This window comes from Massilia sp. METH4 (assembly GCF_037094685.1).
Classification (GTDB): Bacteria; Pseudomonadota; Gammaproteobacteria; order Burkholderiales; family Burkholderiaceae_D; genus Rugamonas.
On sequence record NZ_CP146614.1, the window covers coordinates 4,674,662 to 4,693,797 of the forward strand.

Here is a 19,136-nt window from a genome sequence, read left to right on the forward strand (position 1 = left end):
TCGCCGGGCGCCGGTGCGACACTGGGGCTGTTCGATTAACAGATTATAGTTCGATTATCGAACACAATCTACTTAAGGAAGCAATCGTGATTGACAAGACTATCGACACCATGGCGCAAGCCGTGGCCGGCATTCATGACGGCGCGACCGTGATGATCGGCGGCTTCGGCAACGCCGGCATGCCGGCGGCGCTGATCGACGCGCTGATCGCCCAGGGCGCGCGCGACCTCACCATCGTGAACAACAATGCCGGCAACGGCGAAACGGGCCTCGCGGCGCTGCTGAAAGCGAAGCGCGTGAAGAAGATCATTTGCTCGTTCCCGCGCCAGGCCGACTCGCAGGTGTTCGACGCGCTGTACCGCGCCGGCGAGATCGAGCTGGAGCTGACCCCGCAGGGCAACCTGGCCGAGCGCATCCGCGCCGCCGGCGCCGGCATCGGCGGCTTCTTCACGCCCACCGGCTATGGCACGCTGCTCGCCGAGGGCAAGGAAACCCGCACCATCAACGGCAAGAACTACGTGCTCGAATCGCCGATCCACGCCGACTTCGCGCTGATCAAGGCGCACCATGGCGATCGCTGGGGCAACCTGGTGTACCGGAAGACGGCGCGCAACTTCGGCCCGATCATGGCGATGGCCGCCAGGGTGACGATCGCGCAGGTGACGCGCATCGTCGAACTGGGCGAACTCGATCCCGAACACATCGTCACCCCGGGCATCTTCGTGCAGCGCGTGGTGCGGGAGGACGCACAATGAGCATCAGGAAAATGCGCGGCGCCCAGTTTCGTCATATGAAAATTCGTGTCGCGCCCCGCCACATCGAGCCAACTTCCGCCCAGGAGCGTAACCAATGACCATTCAGAAATTGACGCGCGACCAAATGGCGAAACGTGTCGCGCAGGACATCCATGAAGGCGCCTACGTCAACCTGGGCATCGGCCTGCCGACGATGGTGGCCAACTACCTGCCGGCCGATCGCGAGATCTTCCTGCACAGCGAAAACGGCCTGCTGGGCATGGGCCCCGCGCCCGCGCCGGGCGAGGAAGACGAAGACCTGATCAACGCCGGCAAGCAGCCCGTCACCTTGCTGACGGGCGGTGCCTACTTCCACCACGGCGACTCGTTCGCGATGATGCGCGGCGGCCACCTCGACATCTGCGTGCTGGGCGCCTTCCAGGTCTCCGCCACGGGCGACCTGGCCAACTGGCACACCGGCGCGCCGGATGCGATCCCCGCCGTCGGCGGCGCCATGGACCTCGCCATCGGTGCGCGCCAGGTGTTCGTGATGACCGACCACCAGACCAAGTCCGGCGAAAGCAAGATCGTGGAAAAGTGCAGTTACCCACTGACGGGCATCGGCTGCGTGAACCGCATCTACACGGACCTGGCCGTGATCGACGTGACGTCGGACGGCCTCGTCGTGCGCGAGATGGTCGAAGGCTTGACGTTCGAGGAATTGCAGAGCCGCACCGCCGCGCCGCTGGTCCCCCCTTACAAGGAGAACACGAAATGACCGAAGCATTCATCTGCGATGCGATCCGCACCCCGATCGGCCGCTACGGCGGCGCCCTGAAGGACTTGCGGGCGGACGACCTGGGCGCGCTGCCGCTGGCCGAGCTGGTGCGCCGCAATCCCACCGTCGACTGGGAAGCCATCGACGACGTAATCTACGGCTGCGCCAACCAGGCCGGCGAGGACAACCGCAACGTGGCCCGCATGTCCACCTTGCTGGCCGGGCTGCCGCAGCGCGTATCCGGCACCACGGTGAACCGCCTGTGCGGTTCCGGCATGGATGCTGTCGGCATCGCCGCTCGCGCCATCCGCTCAGGCGACACCTCGCTGATGATCGCCGGCGGCGTCGAATCGATGACCCGCGCGCCATTCGTGATGGGCAAGGCCGACAGCGCCTTCTCGCGCAACGCCGCCATCTACGACACGACGATCGGCTGGCGCTTCCCCAACCCGCTGATGAAGAAGCTGTACGGCACCGATTCGATGCCGGAGACGGCGGAAAACGTGGCGGACGATTTCAAGATCAGCCGCGAGGACCAGGACCGCTTCGCGCTGGCCAGCCAGCAGCGCGTAGCCGCCGCGCAGGCCGCCGGGTACTTCGAAGCCGAGATCATGCCGGTGACGATCCCCGTCAGGAAAGGGGAACCGATCGTCTTCGCACGCGACGAACACCCGCGCGCCACGACGATCGAAGCGCTGGCCAAGCTGAAGGGCGTGGTGCGCCCCGATGGCACGGTCACGGCGGGCAATGCGTCCGGCGTGAACGACGGCGCCTGCGCGCTGCTGCTGGCCAATGAAAAGTCGGCCGCAGCGCACGGCCTGGTGCCGCGGGCGCGCGTGATCGGCATGGCCACGGCCGGCGTGGCGCCGCGCGTGATGGGCATCGGACCGGCGCCGGCCACGCAAAAGCTGCTGGCGCAACTGGGCATGACCATCGACCAGTTCGACATCATCGAATTGAACGAGGCTTTCGCCTCGCAGGGCATCGCCGTGCTGCGCGAGCTGGGCCTGTCGCAGGACGACGCACGGGTAAATCCGTGGGGCGGCGCCATCGCGCTGGGCCACCCGCTGGGCATGAGCGGCGCGCGCCTGGTGACGACGGCCGTCAACCAGCTGCACCGTGGCGGCGGACGCTATGCCTTGTGTACCATGTGCATCGGCGTGGGACAGGGCATCGCCATCGTCATCGAACGCGTCTGAGGTGTAAAGCGGATGTAAGCAACAGGTAGTACAAAAAGTAGATGCGGCCAGCCGACAAAGAGCGGCGGCCGCGGTTCGATTTTTCCGGAGAATCGAGGAGACAACCATGACTTTCCAAACCAGGAGCCGCCCATGATCGGCGTGCTCTTCGACGGCGTTGCCTACGGCAGCCTGCTGTTCATGATCAGTGTCGGCCTGTCGGTGACGATGGGCATGATGAACTTTGTTAACCTGGCCCACGGCGCGTTCGCGATGCTGGGCGGCTACGTGTGCGTGATGCTGCTCGATCGCGCAGGCGTGCCATTCCTTGCCACCTTGCCGCTGGCCTTCCTGGCCGCCGCCCTGGTCGGCTTCATCCTGGAGCGCACGCTCTACCGGCGCCTGTACAAGGCCAGCCACCTGGACCAGGTGCTGTTCTCGATCGGCCTCACCTTCATGGCGGTGGCCGGCGCCACGTACTTCTTCGGGCCCACCCAGCAACCCGTCAGCCTGCCGGACTGGCTGCGCGGGCAGGTGTCGCTGTTCGGCCTCGAAGTGGGGGCGTACCGGCTGTTCCTGATCGGCGTCGTCGTCGTGGTGACGGCGCTGCTGGGCCTCCTCATCGAGCGCACGCGCTTCGGCGCGCAGATCCGCGCCTCGGTGGACAACCACACGGCTTCCGAAGGGCTGGGCATCAACGTCAGCCGCGTATTCAGCCTCACGTTCGCGCTGGGCTCCGGCCTGGCGGGCCTGGGCGGCGGCCTGGGCATCGATGTGCTGGGCCTGGACCCCAGCTTCCCCGTCAAGTACATGGTGTACTTCCTGCTGGTCGTCGCCGTCGGCGGCGCCGGCACGATCACCGGGCCGCTGCTGGCGGCCATCGTGCTGGGCGTGTTCGACGTGGCCGGCAAATACTATGTGCCGGAAGTGGGCGCCTTCGTCATCTATGCGCTGATGGTGGTGCTGTTGCTCGCCTTCCCCGCGGGCCTGGTCAGGAGGAAAGCATGAACGCCTTGTCGAAAGCCGAAGTGGCGCCAACCCCGGCGCGCCCGGAAGCGGCGCCTGCACGTGCGCTGCGCCTGCCGGATGGCCGCTGGCACCCGCTGGAAGTCGTGTTCTGGCTGCTGCCGGTGGCCAGCTGGTTCCTGTTCCCGCAGTACCTGGTGCTTACCAGCCAGATCATGATCGTGGGATTGTTCGCGCTGTCGCTGGACCTGATCCTCGGTTATGCGGGCATCGTGTCGCTGGGCCACGCGGCCTTCTTCGGGCTCGGCGCCTATACGGCCGGGCTGCTCTCCGTGCATGGCTGGGGCGAGCCGATCACCGGCATGCTGGCCGGCGCCGTGGTCGCGGGGCTGTTCGGCTGGATCGTCAGCTTCCTCGTCGTGCGCGGCCAGGACCTGACGCGCCTGATGGTCACCCTCGGCATCGGCCTGATGCTGTTCGAGGCCGCCAACAAGGCCGCGTGGCTGACGGGCGGTGTCGATGGCCTTTCCGGCATGATGGTCGGTAACCTGCTGGGCGTGTTCGAGTTCGACCTGGAAGGCAAGACGGGCTTCGTGTACAGCTACGTGGTGCTGTTCCTCGTGTTCCTGGTGCTGCGGCGCCTCGTGAACTCGCCGTTCGGCCTGGGCCTGCGCGGTATCCGCGAAGGCGGGCGGCGCATGCCGGCCATCGGCGCGGACGTGAACAGGCGGCTGCGCGCCGTGTTCACGGTCGGCGCCGTCGTCGCCGGCATCGCCGGCGCGCTGCTGGCCCAGACCACGCAGTTCGTCGGCCTCGACATGCTGGGCTTCCCCCGCTCGGCCGAACTGCTGATCATGCTGGTGCTGGGCGGTACGGGGCGCCTGTACGGCGCGCTGGTCGGCGCGGCCGTGTTCATGATCGCGCAGGACAAGATCGCCGGCATCAATCCCACCTACTGGCAATTCTGGATCGGGCTGCTGCTGGTGTGCATCGTGATGTTCGCCAAGGGCGGCATCGTGGGCGGCTTTGCCGATCTGCTGGAACGCATGCGCGAACGGAAGGAGGCGCGGTGATGGATACGACCCTGAAAACCGAAGGCCTCTCGAAGAGCTGGGGCGCCTTCAAGGCCAACAGCGACGTGTCGCTGACCTTTACGCCCGGCGCGCGCCATGCGCTGATCGGCCCGAACGGCGCCGGCAAGACGACCTTCATCAACCTGCTGACGGGCGGCTTCGCGCCCACCAGCGGCAAGGTCTACCTGGGCGGCGAGGACATCACGCACCTGCCGCAGCACCAGCGCGTGAAGCGGGGCATGACGCGCACGTTCCAGATCAACACGCTGTTCGCCGGCCTGACCGTGCTGGAATCCGTGATGCTCGCGCTCGGCGAGCGGCGCGGCGTCCAGAACGTGTGGTGGAAAACGGTGGCGCAGCACCGCGACATGGTCGACGAGGCGATGGCGCTGCTGGAATCGCTGCGCCTGGCGGACCAGGCGAACAGCATCACGCGCAGCATGGCCTACGGCAAGCAGCGGCTCGTGGAAATCGCGCTGGCGCTGGCCACGCAACCGAAGATCCTGCTGCTGGACGAGCCGGCGGCCGGCATCCCGCAGGCGGAAAGCCGCGAGCTGTTCGAAGTGGTCGCCGGCCTGCCGCGCAATGTGACGATCCTCTTCATCGAACACGACATGGGACTCGTGTTCAAGTTCGCCGAGCGCATCACCGTGCTGGTGGGCGGGAAGGTGCTGACGGAAGGGACGCCGGCGGAAATCGCCGCGGACCCGCGCGTGAAAGAGGTGTACCTGGGGGAGGGCGGCCATGACTGAACTGCTGGCGGTGGAGAGGGTAACGGCCGGCTACGGCGAATCCGTGGTGCTGGAAGACGTGTCGTTCGCGCTGGACGAGGGCGACAGCCTGGCGCTGCTGGGCCGCAACGGCGTCGGCAAGACCAGCCTGCTCACCACGCTGATGGGCCTGACGCGGCTGCACAAGGGCGCCATCCGGTGGGCCGGCAAGGACATTGCGCGCGTTGCACCCTACAAGCGGGCGCGCGCCGGGCTGGGCTGGGTGCCGCAGGAGCGGCACATGTACCCGTCGCTTACCGTCGAGGAACACTTGACGGTCGTGGCACGGCCGGGGCGCTGGGATGTGAAGAAGATCTACGAGGTATTCCCCCGCCTGCAGGAGCGCCGCACCAATATGGGCAACCAGCTCTCCGGCGGCGAACAGCAGATGGTGGCGATCGCCCGCGCGCTGATGACGAACCCGCGCATGCTGCTGCTCGATGAACCGATGGAAGGGCTGGCGCCGATCATCGTGCAGGAGCTGCTGGGCGTGATCCGCAAGCTGGTGCGGGACGAGGGGCTGTCCGTCATCGTCGTCGAGCAGCATGCGCGGCTCGCCCTGTCGCTCACGCAGCGTGCCATCGTGCTGGATCGGGGGTGCATCGTGCATGACTCGGACAGCCGGGAGTTGCTCGATGATGGGGCGACGCTGGATCGGCTGGTGGCGGTGGCCTAGCGGCGGCACAGCCTGGAGAGCCTTGGTGTCGGACACCTTTTCCGGGCGCTTCATCCGGAGGAGCCTTGGTGTCGGACACCTTTTCCGGGGCGTTATCCGGAAAAGGTGTGCGACACCGTACATGGACGCCCCCGGTATGCCAAGCTTTCTTTTCGTGATGGTTTGTAGGTAAAGATTGCACCCGTACATTCGGACTTTGATGTGGCTGATGCCACTGTCCCTGATGGGATTTGCTGGTCGACGCCCCCTCGGTTTAACGCACTCAAGGTGCTTGGTGTCGCGCGGGCTAAGCCGACCACGGTCTTACCTGGTTTGCCATCACTTCTTGATCGCTTGTGCAATCGGTGGAATGTACTGCTCCGCTTCCAAAAAACTGTCCGCTACCCTCCGCGAAGGCCCTCAGCCGAGCCGATTACGCGGCAGCGTAATCGGCTCGGAACTCTCTGTCATGAGCCAATAGGGCCCAGACAGTCCTTGCATTCTTGTTGGCCAATGCTACTGCCGCAACGTTCTTGTGCCGTCGCCCAAGCAGTGAGTGAAGCCAGCCGCTCTTGCTTGGATCCTTTTTGACTGCATGCTGGATCACCGCTCGGGCTCCATGAATGAGCAAAGTACGCAGGTACGTATCGCCCCTTTTGCTGATGCCCAGAAGATTCGTGCGACCGCCTGTCGAATGCTGCTTGGGTACTAGGCCGATCCACGCTGCGAGTTGCCTGCCATTGGCGAAGTTCCTCGCGTTACCGATCGCCGCGACCAAAGCGCTGGCTGTGATCGGTCCTATGCCGGGTATCTTCTCCAACCGTTTGGACATCGGGTTCGAGCGGTGCCATTTCAGAATTTCCAGCTCGAATTCGTTGACTCTTCTATCCAGCACCTTCAAGTGATCGAGAAGTTCCAGAATGGTCTGGCGAAAAATGCCGGGCAACTCATCCTTCGCTTCGTCGAGCAGTGCCGGTACTCGCTCCCTGAGCACGGCCAAACCCTTCGGGACAACGAGGCCAAACTCCGCCAGCAAGCCGCGAATCTGGTTGGCCTGAGCAGTACGCTGCTTGACGAACCCACTACGCGCCGTGTGAACAGCGATAATCGCCTGCTGCTCAATAGTCTTGATCGGCACAAAGCGCATGTTTGGCCTTTGCACTGCCTCGCAGATTGCCTCGGCATCGGCTGCATCGTGCTTGTTGGTCTTCACGTATGGCTTGACGAACTGCGGAGCTATCAGCTTGACCGTGTGGCCCAGGCTCTGCAACTGCCGTGCCCAGTAATGCGCGCTGCCACACGCCTCCATCCCAATTAGACACGGCGGCATGTTAGAGAAAAACCTCATCACCTTGCCACGCCGGAGCTGGCATCGCATCTCGACCTTGCCGCTCGCATTAACGCCATGGAATTGGAAAACTTCCTTTGCCAGATCCATACTGCATGTCGTAATCTTCATGGTGACGCCCCTCTCTGGTTAAGTGAAACTTCGACAGCTCCACTTTGGCACATCGATGCCGTCTCAGGGTGGGGGCGTCCATCCCATTGGTTTTCCGCGCCGAAGCCAGCGCCAAAGAAAACCGGTGTCGCACACTTTTTCGCTGTGCGAAAAAATGTCCGACACCAGGCAGAGGCAAACCTACGCCACCTCCGGCCTCGCCAGCGGCGCCCGGCTCTGCTCATTGTTCTCGATGACCAGCTTGTCGAGCAGCCGCATGAACGTCTCCTGCTCGCGCTCCGTCAGCGGCGCGAGCAGCCGTTCGCGTAGCCGATGCACGGCAGGGTCGAGCCGCTTCAATAGCGCCGCGCCTTCCTCCGTGATCGTCAGCGCGCGCTGGCGGCGGTTGGTCGGGATGACCTTGCGTTCCAGTAGCCCCTTTTCCTCCAGGCGCGCGCAGACCGAAGCGCCGGTGGAGGTGTCGATCGCCACCAGCCCGGCCAGCGTCACCTGGTCGATGCCGGGGCTGGCGGCGAGGGTGCGCAGCAGCGCGTATTGCACGGGCGTGAGCTCGCCGCCGATTTCATCGTGGAAGATCGACACTGAGATCTGCTGTGCGCGGCGCAGCAGGTGGCCCGGGTGTTCGTGCAGGTCCAGCAGGTCGCTGCTTTTTTCGCGAACGTTCTCGCCGACCTTGTTGTCGACTTCTTCGCTGACTTTGTCGCTTTCGTTGTCCATGGCGCAGCCGATAAAAATTTGTCGCGCACAGTTTACTTCGGGTGAAGTCCGGGCGTATATTCAGTGTACTGAATATCGATTCTACACAAGTACAACAAAGGAGACTCCATGTACCCGAAAAACGCCTGGTACGTCGCGGCCACGCCCGACGAAATCGTGGACAAGCCGCTGGGCCGCCAGGTCTGCGGCGAAAAGATCGTGTTCTACCGCGCCGCACAAGGCGTGGCCGCCGTCGAGGATTTTTGCCCGCACCGGGGCGCGCCGCTGTCGCTGGGCTTCGTGCGCGACGGCACGCTGGTGTGCGGCTACCATGGCTTGCAGATGGGTTGCGACGGCAAGCCGGTGGCGATGCCCGGCCAGCGCGTGCGCGGCTTCCCATGCATCCGCAGCTATCCGGTGGTGGAGCGCTACGGCTTCATCTGGGTCTGGCCCGGCGAGGCGGCACTGGCCGACGCCGGCACGATTCCGCACCTGCACTGGGCCGTGGATGACGGCTGGGCCTACGGCGGCGGCCTGTATCACATCGGCTGCGAATACCGGCTCATGATCGACAACCTGATGGACCTGACGCACGAGACCTATGTGCACGCGTCGTCGATCGGGCAGAAGGAAATCGACGAAGCGCCAGTCAACACGAAGACCTCGGGCGACGAGGTGATCACCAGCCGCTTCATGGAAAACGTGATGCCGCCGCCGTTCTGGCAGGCGGCCCTGCGCGGCAACGGCCTGCCCGACAACATGCCGGTGGACCGCTGGCAGATCTGCCACTTCACGCCGCCCAGCCACGTGATGATCGAGGTGGGCGTGGCGCTGGCGGGCAAGGGCGGCTACGACGCGCCGGCCGAGTTCAAGGCATCGTCGATCGTGGTCGACTTCATCACGCCGGAAACGGAGACGACGCACTGGTACTTCTGGGGCATGGCCCGCAACTTCAAGGCCGGCGACCGGGTGCTCACCGATACGATCCGCACCGGCCAGGGCAAGATCTTCAGCGAAGATCGCGCGATGCTGGAACAGCAGCAGGCCAATATCCTGCGGCACCCGGAGCGCAAGCTGCTGGCGCTGAACATCGATGCCGGCGGTGTGCAGTCGCGCAAGGTGATCGACCGCTGGCTCGCCCGCGAACAGGACACCACGCAGGTGGCGGCATGAGCACCGTGGGCAAGATCGGCATGAAGGTAGCCCGGCGCGCCGTCGAGGCCGACGATATCTGCAGCTTCGAACTCGTGCCGCTGGACGGGGCGCCGCTGCCGCCCTTCACGGCGGGTGCCCACATCGACGTGCACGTGGGCGACGGCATCGTGCGGCAGTATTCGCTGTGCAATGCGCCCCATGAAACGCACCGCTACGTGATCGGCGTGCTGCGCGAGCCGGCTTCGCGTGGCGGCTCCCGTGCGATGCATGAGCGCATCGTCGAAGGCGCCGAGCTGGAAGTGAGCGCGCCGCGCAACCTGTTCGCGCTCGCGGAGGGCGGACATCACAGCGTGCTGTTCGCGGGCGGCATCGGCATCACGCCGCTGCTGGCGATGGCCGAGCACCTGCATGCTGGCGGGCGATCGTTCACGCTGCACTACAGCGTGCGCTCGGCGATGCGGGCCGCCTTCCGCGGCCGCTTGCTGGAAGCGCCGTTCGCCGGGCGCGTGCGCCTGCACGTGGACGAGGAGGGCACCGGGCTCGACGTCGCCGCCGCGCTGGCCGATTGCCCCCCGGGCACCCACCTGTACGTCTGCGGTCCGGCCGGCTACATCGACCACGTGCTGGCTGCGGCGCGTGCGCTGGGCTGGGCCGACGACCGCCTGCACCGCGAGTACTTCGGCGCCGCGCCCGTCGTGGCCGGGGAGGGCGAGCGCCCGTTCGACGTGCGCATCGCCAGCAGCGGCGCGACCTACACGATTCCGGCCGGGCGCACCGTGATCCAGGTACTGGCCGAGCATGGCGTGGACGTGCCGGTGTCCTGCGAGCAGGGCGTGTGCGGCACCTGCCTGACGCGCGTGCTCGATGGCGTGCCGGAGCACCGCGACCTGTATCAGACGGAAGAGGAGCAGGCCGCGAACGACCATTTCACCCCCTGCTGTTCGCGCGCGAAGAGCGCGCTGCTGGTGCTCGACCTGTAGTTCATACCACTAAAAACAAGGAGGAGACATGACATACCAATTGAAGCGCCGTATCCTGCTCAAGGGCGCCGCCGCGGCCGGCCTGCTGCCCTCGTTCGCCTTCGCGGCCGAGCCGCTGAAGGTTGGGCTGATCGTGCCGATGTCCGGCCCGTTCGCCTCGACCGGCCGGCAGATCGAAGCGGCCGTGAAGCTGTACCAGCAGAAGAACGGCGACAGCGTGGCCGGCAGGAAGATCGAGATCGTGCTGAAGGATGACGGCGGCGTGTCGCCGGACGTGACGAAGCGCCTGGCCCAGGAACTGGTGGCACGCGACAAGGTGCGCGTGCTGGCCGGCTTCGGCCTCACGCCGCTGGCGCTGGCCGCGGCGCCCGTCGCCACGCAGGCGAAGGTGCCGATGATCGTGATGGCGGCCGCCACCTCGATCATTCCGCAGCGCTCGCCCTTCATCGTGCGCACCGGCTTCACCCTGGCCCAGGTGACCGCGCCGCTGGCCGACTGGGCGGCGAAGAACCGCATCGGCCGCGTGATGACCTTCGTGGCCGACTACGGACCCGGGCTGGACGCCGAGAAAGTGTTCGTGAAGCGCTTCACGGCCGGCGGCGGCAAGGTGCTCGATTCGCTGCGTTCGCCGCTGCGCAATCCGGACTACGCGCCATTTCTCGCACGGGTGAAGGATGCGAAGCCAGACGCGCTGTTCGTCTTCGTGCCGTCCGGCGAGGGCGCGGCCGTGCTGAAGCAGTTCAACGACCGCGGCCTGGGCACGGCCGGCATCCGCCTGATCTGCACGGGCGACGTGCTCGATGACGACCTGATGACCGGGATCGGCGCTGCCGCCAACGGCGTCGTCAGCAGCCACCATTATTCGGCCGCGCATCCGTCCGCCGAGAACAAGGCCTATGTGAATGCCTTCATGGCCGCGAACAAGGGCATGCGGCCGAACTTCCACTCGGTCGGCGCCTACGACGGCATGCACCTGCTGTACCAGGCGCTGGCCAAGGCCGGCGGCGACGCCGATGGCGCCAGGCTCGTCGCGGCGATGAAGGGCATGGCGTGGAACAGCGTGCGCGGCCCCGTGCGCATCGATGCCGGCAGCCGGGACATCGTGCAAACCGTGTATATCCGCAAGGCGGCGCAGGTCGACGGCGCCATGTTCAACGTGGAGTTCGACAAGGTCGACAACTTCGCCGACCCCGGCGTGTAAAAAGTTTCCTGAAAAATGGGGACAGACCCCATTTTTCAGGAAACAGTTGCTCGAAAAATGGGGTCTGTCCCCATTTTCAGAGAAACAGTTGCACCGCGCGGGCGAACGCGGCGGGCTGTTCGATTGCGGCGATGTGCGACGCATCCGCCAGCACGACCAGCCGGGCACCGGGGATCGCGTCGGCGATCGTTTGCGACATCGCCACCGGCGCGCCCTGGTCGAGTTCGCCGGCGATCACCAGCGTTGGCACGGAGATCGAAGGCAGGCGCGACGTCGTGTCCACATTGCCTACCGCATGGCAGCACCCCACGTAGCCGACCGGGTCGGTGCTGGTGAGCCGCCGCCGCCAGCGGGCGACGGTGCCGGCGTGCGTGGCGCGGAAGGCTTCGTGGAAGTAGCGGCCCATCACCGTGTCGGCGATCGCCTCGATGCCTCCTTCGCGGACGGTGGCGATGCGCTGTTTCCACCCGTCGCGCGCCGCTTCCGGGTAGCCGGACGACGAATTGGCGATCACGAGCGCCTGCACCAGCGAAGGATGCCGCAGCGCCAGCTCCTGCCCCACCATGCCGCCCATCGACAGGCCGATCCACGTCACCGGGCCGGTGCCCAGCTCCAGCAGCAGCCGGGCCGCGTCGTCGGCCAGCGCGGCCATGTCGTAGGCGCCTTCCGGCGCCTCGGAACCGCCGTGGCCGCGGTGGTCGTAGGCGATCACGCGGCTGTCCTCGGCCAGCAGGTTGGCCAGCCCGTCCCACATCGCCAGGTCCATGCCCAGGGCGTGGGACAGGACGATCGTGCGGCGCGGCAGCTGGCCGTTGCGCGGTTCGCGGACCGTGTAGTGCAGGGCGGGGCGGCTGGCGGTGCGGCCGGCGCGGCCCACGCCCGGATGAGGCACGGATCCCGGCTGCGTGGGTGCCAGCGAGTGGCCGGCCTCGCGCAGGATCTGCTGCGTGTGCGCGAACGCCGTGTTGGCGGCCGGCACGCCGGCGTAGATGGCCGACTGCATCAGCACTTCCTTCAGTTCATCCGGGCTCATGCCGCCCTCGGCGCCCGGGCGCAGCGCGGCGCGCACGTGCAGCTCGAACTCTTCCCAGCGCCCCAGGGCGATGGTGATCGACAGCACGATGGCGCGGCGCGTCTTGAATTCGAGACCGGGACGGCCCCAGATCTCGTTCCAGGCGAAGCGCGTGATCAGGTTCTGGAAGTCGGCATTGAACGCATTGGCGTTGTTCAGTGAACGGTCCACCCACTCGTCGCCGAGGATGGTGCGGCGGTTCTGCAGGCCGCGTTCGAAGTCGTGATCGAAAGGGTCGATGGTCATCGTCAGGGTTCCGTGTTGAAGGAGGCCGCCTGCGCGCGCAAAGCAGCCAGTTGTCGCGCGGCGAGACGGCGCGCGGCCGAAGCGGCGGCAACGGGGTCGAACAGCGCCAGCAGGGCATCGACATCGCAGCGGCCGCGCAGCGCTTCGTTCGACTGCACCGCATCCGGCAGCAGCTCGGCCAGGTGGCGGCCCTCGGCCACCGCGCGGCGCGTCAGGCCCTCGACGAATTCGTGCGCGGCCGGGCGGCCGATGGTTTCCGCCAGGCCGATCGACAGCGCCTCGGCAAAGATCAAGCCTTGCAGGCCATCGATATTGCGGCGCATGCGGGCGGTATCGACGGCGAGGCCGCCGAAGGCGTCGTTCAGCGCCTGCAAGGCGCCGTGCGCGCTGATGAACAATTGCGGCCATTCGGCAAGCTCGGCCTGCCAGTTGCCCAGGCCGCGCTCGTGCTGCTGGCCCATCATCGCCAGCAGTGCGGCGGCATGCTGCGGCGTGCGGCCGGCGGCTGCCAGCGCGATCATCGCGGAGACGGGATTGCGCTTGTGCGGCATGGCCGAGGAACCGCCGCGGCCATTGCCGGACGGTTCGGCCAGCTCGCCGATCTCGCCCTGCGCCATCAGCGACAGGTCGGTGGCGATCTTGCCCAGGCTGCCCGTCAGCACGGCCACTTCCAGCCCCAGGCGCACCCAGTCGTCGCGCTGCGTATGCCACGGTGCCTCGGCCACCTTCAAGCCCAGGTCATCGGCCAGGCGCCGCGCCACCGCGCCGGCCTGTTCACCCATCACGGCCAGCGTGCCCACGGCGCCGCCCAGCTGCAATTGCAGCGCGCGGCGGGCCGCCTCGCGCAGCCGCTCGCGGGCGCGCAGCAGCGGCGCCGCCCAGCCCAGCACCTTCCAGCCGAAGCTGGTCACCTGGGCCGGCTGCATCAGCGTGCGCGCCAGCACCGGCGTGTCGATGTGCGCATCGGCCAGCGCCAGCAGCGTGCCGGTCAGCTGGTCCAGGCCGGCGTCGACCAGCCGCAGCGCATCCCGCGTGGCCAGCACCATGGCCGTGTCCACCACGTCCTGGCTGGTGCTGCCCCAATGGACGAAGGCCGCACTGTCCTTGTCGTACAGCGCGACCGTCTTGGTGAGTTCCTTGACGAGGGGGATGGCCAGGCTGCCGGCGCGGCGGCTGGCCGCGATCAGCGCCGGGATGTCGTACAGCTGGGCGTTGCAGACGCCGGCGATGGCGCGCGCGGCGGCCGCGGGGATCATGCCCTCGGCCGCCTGCGCGGCGGCCAGGGCCTGCTCGAAGCGGAACATGCCCTGGACGATCGCGGCATCGTCGAACACCGCGATCATCTCGGTCGTCGTCAGGAAGCTGTCGAAGATCGATACGCTCATCCGTTTTTTCTCCCGTTCCTCACGTGTAATCGAAGAAGACGGTTTCGTCATCGCCCTGCATGCGGATGTCCCAGCGGTAGCTGCCGTCCGGCTGGCGGCGCGCCAGCAGCGTGCCGCGGCGCGCTTCCGGCACCTGCGCCAGGATGGGGGACAGGGGCGCGTCGTCCAGGAACACGGCGGTGAACTGGTGCTTCACCAGACCGCGGGCAAACACCGTCACGAAGGCGGCTGGCGCGTCGGCCGGCGCGTCGGCGGGGCGGGACAGGCGGAACTGGAATTCGCCGCCTTCGCCGCTCGGAATGCGCCGGAAGCCAGGGATGGCCTGCTGCGCTTCGGCTTGTTCGCCGTGCGGGTTCCACGCTTCGATCTGCGCGTCGTTGATCGGCGCGCCGTCGCCGTCGTAGATGACGCCGCGCACGGTCACGGTAGGCGCCGATGTCTCGACATTGGCGGTCGCGTCCACGGCCCATTGCCAGGCTTCGTGCGAGAACGGGCCGATGGTTTGCGAAGTGGTGATCTTCTTCATGTGTGTCTCCTCAAAGGCCCATCGGGGTGGCATCGCGTCCGCGCAGGACGATGTCGAATTCATAGCCGAGCAAGTGCTCGTGCATGGTCTCCTCCATGGAGAAGCGGGAGACCAGGCGCTGGCGGGCAGCTTCGTCCGGCACGCTGTTGAAGATGGGATCGTATTCGAACAGCGGATCGTTCGGGAAGTACATCTGCGTGACCAGCCGCTGCGCATAGACGTTGCCGAACAGCGAGAAGTGAATGTGCGCCGGGCGGAACGCCTTGTGGTGGTTGCCCCACGGGTAGGGGCCCGGGCGGACGGTGACGAAGCGGTAGCGGCCGTCGTCGTCGGTCAGCATCTTGCCCCAGCCGTTGAAGTTCGGGTCCAGCGGCGCGTTGTGCTGGTCCTTCTTGTGGCGGTAACGGCCGGCGGCATTGCATTGCCACACTTCGACCAGCGAGTTGCGCACGGGCTTGCCGTCTTCGTCGGTCACGCGGCCGGTCACGACGATGCGCTCGCCGATTGCCTCGCCGGCACAGCCTTCCGGCCGGGTCAGGTCGATCTCGCCCGGCAGGACGATGCTCGGGGTCGCGATGTTGCCGGTGACGGGCAGCGCGGCATCCAGGCGCAGCAGCGGCTGCCGGGGGCCGCGCTTGACGGTCGATTTATATTCGGGATAGACGAGTTCCGGATACACGCCGGATGGGACGGAATCGAATTTCACTGGGGTCTCCTCGTGCGCAATTCGCAGTGTTATGGGATGCGGGTCATGTTAGGGGCTCGCGGCCGGCCGCGGCAACGGGCCAATGTCGGGGTGTATCCGCAATACGCACATTTTGTGCGATACTCGCACAAACAGGGGGGTTTTTGATGGAAGCAGCAGGCAAGGCAGGCAAGCACGAAGCACCGCACCCGCGCGACCTCGTGGCTGGCCTCGAAAAAGGGTTGCAGGTGATCGAAGCGTTCGACCAGGAACGTGCGCGCCTGACGATTGCCGAGGTGGCCGAACGGACCGGCCTGACGCGGGCGGCGGCGCGCCGCTACCTGATCACGCTCACCCACCTCGGCTATATGCGGCACGAGAACAAGCTGTTCTCGCTGACGCCGGCCGTGCTGCGCCTTGGCCAATCCTACCTGCACTCGGCGCGCCTGCCGCGCATCGCGCAACCGCTGCTGTACCGCCTCGCGTACTCGCTGGGCGAGGCGGCATCGTGCGGCGTGCTGGACGACCGGGAACTCGTCTGCGTGGCGGCGGTGAGCGCCGGCCGGCTAGTGTCGACCACGCTGCAACCGGGCACCCGGGTGCCGGCCTACTGCACCGCGAACGGCCGGGTGCTGCTCGCGCACCTGCCGCCGGACGAGGTGCAGCGCTACCTGGGCACCGTGGAGCCTGAGCGGATCACGGCGCACACGATCGTGCACCGCGAGCGGCTGGCGCTGGAGATCGCCCGGGCGCGCGAGCAGGGCTATGCCGTCGTCGACCAGGAACTGGAGCTGGGCTTGCGGGCGATCGCCGTCCCCCTGCGCAATTTCCGCGGCGAGGTCGTCGCCGCGCTGAACGTCAGCGTGCACGAAGGGCGCATGCCGATGGAGGCGATGGTCGAGCGCTGCCTGCCGGCGATGGTGAAGATCCAGGCCGAACTGTCGGCGCTGTTGTAACCGCCTCATGCCACCGGACTGCAGGAAGCCCTCTCGCGAGCCGGCGGCTATCGGCAATCCGGTGAAATGGACGCGCGAGCCCGGGCCAGCCCGTTGCATGCGCCCGTTCCACCGGCGGGCGCGGGCCGCAGGCCCGGCGGGTTCGGTCGGCGGCGCCTTTTCTCAGGCATGCCACCGGTCCCGGTACCGCCCCAGTTCCTCCAGTTCCAGCGAGCGTTCCGCGGTGCCATGCGTCAGGCACGCGAACGCCCCGCCGATCGCGCCGACGCGCATGCACTCCTCCAACGGCGCGCCGCCGAACCACGCATGCAGGAATGCCGATGCATACGCGTCGCCCGCGCCGTTGCTGTCGACGACCGGGCCGTCGAGGTGCGCGCACGGCATGTGGTGCACCGTGCCATCGCCGCGTTCCAGGGCATGGCTGCCCCGCGCGCCATCGGTCGCGACCACGATCCGTGCCCGTCCTTCGCGCAGGATCGCGCGCATCGCGTCGAACACGCCTTTGCCCAGTGCCGCTGCGCTCAGGAAGACCAGGTCGGCGCGGTATGCGAACGGGTGGTAGTACGGGTTGCGGCCGTCCCAGTCGTGCAGGTCGGTGGACGTCGGCACGCCGAGCGCTTCGGTATCGTCGAACAGCGCGGCGGCCCACGGCATGATGCTGACGTGCACGTGGTCCGACGAGCGGATGTGGGGCAGGTAACGGTCGCGCGGCACGCGCAGCGTGTCGGGATGCCGGCCGTCGTACAGCGACAGCCGGCGGCCGTCCGGCGCAACGAGGTTCACGCTGCGCCGCGTGCCGCTTTCGTGCACGAGGTAATCGAACTCCAGCCCCCGTTCGCGGTAGCGCGCATGGATCAGCGCGGCCTGCGGGTCGTCGCCGACGATGTCGACCAGCACGGGCCGATGGCCCAGCGCGAGCAGGCCCAGGGCCACGCCGTTGCCGGTGTGCGCAACGTAATCGGCCACGGGCGGAACGTGGATCGAATCGGCCATCGCCAACGGCAGCGCGGGAACCCGCACGATCGTGTCGATGCCGACGCCGCCTGCAACCAGCACGCGCCTGCCGTGCGGCGCGCTGGCGCTTGCTGCCTTGGATGTTTGCATGAGTCTCCCGAAAAGTGATGGATGGCGAAGGTAGCGGAACAACGACCTGTCGGCGTGGTGCTCCGGAGGCGGACAGGACGGCTGGCCCGATCGCCGTGCCATCTTCGACGAGCGCTGTTCGCGTGTTTCAAGTGTAGCGCCGAACGGCGACAAGATGTAGGAAAACTACGTCATCCATATGCCGATCTGGGGAAGATATCCCCGAGTCGCGCTGTCGAACGTTCCAGTGGTGCGGCCCCGCCTCCGCATCTGGATCGCGGTGCACGCAGGCGAGTTCGTATCTTTCCTACAGCGGGCTTGGTAACACCTCGCATCAGCAGCTGCCGATCGTTGCCGGCGCCCGCGATGTCGCGGTTTGGCTGAAGATGCGCCTGGCGCCGTGACCGGGGCCGAGCTGTCGCAAGGCGCTGCGATGGCGGAAAATGGGGTGGAACCACCGCTACTGTTGTAGCGGGCCAAATGGACGAGACATTGAATCTTCGTATCGATGCAGCCGCCTGTATAGGCGAATCCGAACGGGTCACTAGCGGGAAAATATCATCGGATCTTCGTGCGATTGCATTGCCCCGCCATCGCTTTGTAAGAAGTATTCACCGCGCGTGACGTGTCTTGCAAATTTGGCGAAACCTCCGCGCACTTTCGATACAGCCTGTTGCACCTGGTTTCTCCCGTGTCATGGGCCATCGCCGGCCGCCAGCCATTCCCCGGCGCGCAGCGTGATCCAGGCGCGTAAGCGGCCGCTTGTATTCGCCCGCGCTTTCGCTATCGTGGATTGAAACGGCCGCTGCACCGAATCGCGGCTTCAACAATATCTCCTGCCAGCCGTCGCAAGCTTTTTTAGCCCCGGCGCGTTCGCGCGCCGGGTTTTTCCAGGGGTGTTAAGGGAGATGATCGATGACCAGTAATCTCATTCACAGGTCCGGCACGGCCGGTTCGAGCCAGGATGGCGACACCGTGCTTGCCTCCGGCGGGCGGTCCGGCTACTACGCCGAGGCGATGCAGGAGGCCGACCAGCGTTCCGTGCGCAAGCTGTTCGGCGGCGCCGACGACGGCAAGCCGGGGCAGGAAGGCGGCTCGGGCAGTGGCCGCAGCGGGCAATTCGCCATCAGCGAACAGGACGCGGACAAGAGCGCGGTGCGGCAGATCATGGCGTCCAGCGCGCCGCAGGGCGCCGGCGCGCCGCAGCCGGAACTCTCCGGCACCGGGTTCACCTACCGCCACAACTGGGGCGCCCGCCGCGGCCAATGGACGCTGCGGCTGAACTGGGGCGCGGTCAGCCCCACCTCGCGCATTCTCGTGTCGATCGGCGAGGGCGCCGCCGCCGGGCCCGATGCCGGCAAGTTCCTCGGCTCCGCCCGCTACACGCTGCACAACGTGGCCCCGCGCGCGGGCGGCGTGGACATCTGGGTGAACATCGAATGGAGTTCCGACATCCTGCTGTACGTCGACTACATGGTGGTCAATCCGTAGGCGCGTCGCCTCAATGATCAAGCACGAGCGTGCAAAGGAGTCAGTCA

Annotated in this window: 19 protein-coding genes; 12 read left to right on the forward strand and 7 right to left on the reverse strand. The window is 66.7% G+C overall.

What is annotated here, in order from left to right:
* Positions 1-86 precede the first annotated feature (86 nt).
* The 7 genes from V6Z91_RS20560 to V6Z91_RS20590 all read left to right on the forward strand — a co-directional run bounded on the left by V6Z91_RS20560 (position 87) and on the right by V6Z91_RS20590 (position 6,175).
* Positions 87-755 carry a 3-oxoacid CoA-transferase subunit A gene (locus tag V6Z91_RS20560; RefSeq protein ID WP_338760451.1) on the forward strand — a complete coding sequence of 223 codons (669 nt, stop codon included), beginning with the start codon at positions 87-89 and terminating at the stop codon, positions 753-755.
* A gap of 100 nt (positions 756-855) precedes the next feature.
* Positions 856-1,512, forward strand: a complete 657-nt coding sequence (locus V6Z91_RS20565; RefSeq protein ID WP_338771970.1) for a CoA transferase subunit B — start codon at positions 856-858, stop codon at positions 1,510-1,512.
* Complete coding sequence (gene pcaF, locus V6Z91_RS20570) at positions 1,509-2,711, forward strand: 3-oxoadipyl-CoA thiolase (RefSeq protein WP_338760454.1); 1,203 nt, start codon at positions 1,509-1,511, stop codon at positions 2,709-2,711. The genes V6Z91_RS20565 and pcaF overlap by 4 nt, the downstream gene beginning before the upstream one ends.
* A 132-nt stretch (positions 2,712-2,843) precedes the next feature.
* On the forward strand, positions 2,844-3,698 hold the full coding sequence (locus V6Z91_RS20575; RefSeq protein WP_338760456.1) for a branched-chain amino acid ABC transporter permease: 855 nt from the start codon (positions 2,844-2,846) through the stop codon (positions 3,696-3,698).
* Positions 3,695-4,729: a branched-chain amino acid ABC transporter permease gene (locus tag V6Z91_RS20580; protein ID WP_338760459.1), complete on the forward strand. Its 1,035-nt coding sequence runs from the start codon at positions 3,695-3,697 to the stop codon at positions 4,727-4,729. The genes V6Z91_RS20575 and V6Z91_RS20580 overlap by 4 nt, the downstream gene beginning before the upstream one ends.
* Complete coding sequence (locus V6Z91_RS20585) at positions 4,729-5,481, forward strand: ABC transporter ATP-binding protein (protein ID WP_338760462.1); 753 nt, start codon at positions 4,729-4,731, stop codon at positions 5,479-5,481. Before V6Z91_RS20580 ends, V6Z91_RS20585 begins: the two co-directional genes overlap by 1 nt.
* Positions 5,474-6,175 carry an ABC transporter ATP-binding protein gene (locus tag V6Z91_RS20590; RefSeq protein ID WP_338760465.1) on the forward strand — a complete coding sequence of 234 codons (702 nt, stop codon included), beginning with the start codon at positions 5,474-5,476 and terminating at the stop codon, positions 6,173-6,175. Before V6Z91_RS20585 ends, V6Z91_RS20590 begins: the two co-directional genes overlap by 8 nt.
* 412 nt (positions 6,176-6,587) lie before the next feature.
* Here the strand turns inward: V6Z91_RS20590 and V6Z91_RS20595 are convergent, their stop codons facing one another.
* Positions 6,588-7,613 carry an IS110 family transposase gene (locus tag V6Z91_RS20595; RefSeq protein ID WP_338760468.1) on the reverse strand — a complete coding sequence of 342 codons (1,026 nt, stop codon included), beginning with the start codon at positions 7,611-7,613 and terminating at the stop codon, positions 6,588-6,590.
* Between the two features lie 180 nt (positions 7,614-7,793).
* Entirely contained in the window at positions 7,794-8,330 is a 537-nt protein-coding gene (locus tag V6Z91_RS20600) for a MarR family transcriptional regulator (protein ID WP_338760471.1), read from the reverse strand.
* A 108-nt stretch (positions 8,331-8,438) separates the two neighbouring features.
* Between V6Z91_RS20600 and V6Z91_RS20605 the strand changes: the two genes are divergently transcribed.
* From V6Z91_RS20605 to V6Z91_RS20615, 3 genes are read left to right on the forward strand one after another with little or no spacing between them, the layout of a single operon-like run.
* Positions 8,439-9,482, forward strand: coding sequence for an aromatic ring-hydroxylating dioxygenase subunit alpha (locus V6Z91_RS20605; RefSeq protein WP_338760474.1), 1,044 nt, complete (start codon positions 8,439-8,441; stop codon positions 9,480-9,482).
* Positions 9,479-10,444, forward strand: a complete 966-nt coding sequence (locus V6Z91_RS20610) for a PDR/VanB family oxidoreductase (protein ID WP_338760477.1) — start codon at positions 9,479-9,481, stop codon at positions 10,442-10,444. Before V6Z91_RS20605 ends, V6Z91_RS20610 begins: the two co-directional genes overlap by 4 nt.
* A gap of 28 nt (positions 10,445-10,472) precedes the next feature.
* A complete protein-coding gene (locus V6Z91_RS20615; protein WP_338760480.1) occupies positions 10,473-11,645 on the forward strand; it encodes an ABC transporter substrate-binding protein in 1,173 nt (390 codons plus the stop codon).
* A 76-nt stretch (positions 11,646-11,721) separates the two neighbouring features.
* Here the strand turns inward: V6Z91_RS20615 and V6Z91_RS20620 are convergent, their stop codons facing one another.
* The 4 genes from V6Z91_RS20620 to pcaH are packed head-to-tail and all read right to left on the reverse strand — an operon-like array spanning position 11,722 to position 15,580.
* Positions 11,722-12,963, reverse strand: a complete 1,242-nt coding sequence (locus V6Z91_RS20620; protein ID WP_338760483.1) for an alpha/beta fold hydrolase — start codon at positions 12,961-12,963, stop codon at positions 11,722-11,724.
* Between the two features lie 2 nt (positions 12,964-12,965).
* The gene (pcaB, locus tag V6Z91_RS20625; RefSeq protein WP_338760485.1) at positions 12,966-14,348 is read right to left on the reverse strand and encodes a 3-carboxy-cis,cis-muconate cycloisomerase; all 1,383 of its coding nucleotides are present in this window, start codon (positions 14,346-14,348) and stop codon (positions 12,966-12,968) included.
* A 19-nt stretch (positions 14,349-14,367) separates the two neighbouring features.
* Positions 14,368-14,874, reverse strand: a complete 507-nt coding sequence (locus V6Z91_RS20630) for a protocatechuate 3,4-dioxygenase (protein ID WP_338760488.1) — start codon at positions 14,872-14,874, stop codon at positions 14,368-14,370.
* Between the two features lie 10 nt (positions 14,875-14,884).
* The gene (pcaH, locus tag V6Z91_RS20635; RefSeq protein WP_338760491.1) at positions 14,885-15,580 is read right to left on the reverse strand and encodes a protocatechuate 3,4-dioxygenase subunit beta; all 696 of its coding nucleotides are present in this window, start codon (positions 15,578-15,580) and stop codon (positions 14,885-14,887) included.
* 146 nt (positions 15,581-15,726) lie between these two features.
* Here pcaH and V6Z91_RS20640 point away from each other — a divergent pair, with 146 nt between their 5' ends.
* Positions 15,727-16,515 carry an IclR family transcriptional regulator C-terminal domain-containing protein gene (locus tag V6Z91_RS20640; RefSeq protein ID WP_338760494.1) on the forward strand — a complete coding sequence of 263 codons (789 nt, stop codon included), beginning with the start codon at positions 15,727-15,729 and terminating at the stop codon, positions 16,513-16,515.
* A 162-nt stretch (positions 16,516-16,677) separates the two neighbouring features.
* On the opposite strand, the gene V6Z91_RS20645 is transcribed toward V6Z91_RS20640, so the two are convergent.
* Positions 16,678-17,619, reverse strand: coding sequence for a carbohydrate kinase family protein (locus V6Z91_RS20645; protein WP_338760497.1), 942 nt, complete (start codon positions 17,617-17,619; stop codon positions 16,678-16,680).
* A gap of 894 nt (positions 17,620-18,513) precedes the next feature.
* Between V6Z91_RS20645 and V6Z91_RS20650 the strand changes: the two genes are divergently transcribed.
* On the forward strand, positions 18,514-19,089 hold the full coding sequence (locus V6Z91_RS20650; RefSeq protein WP_338760500.1) for a hypothetical protein: 576 nt from the start codon (positions 18,514-18,516) through the stop codon (positions 19,087-19,089).
* The last annotated feature ends 47 nt before the right edge of the window (positions 19,090-19,136 follow it).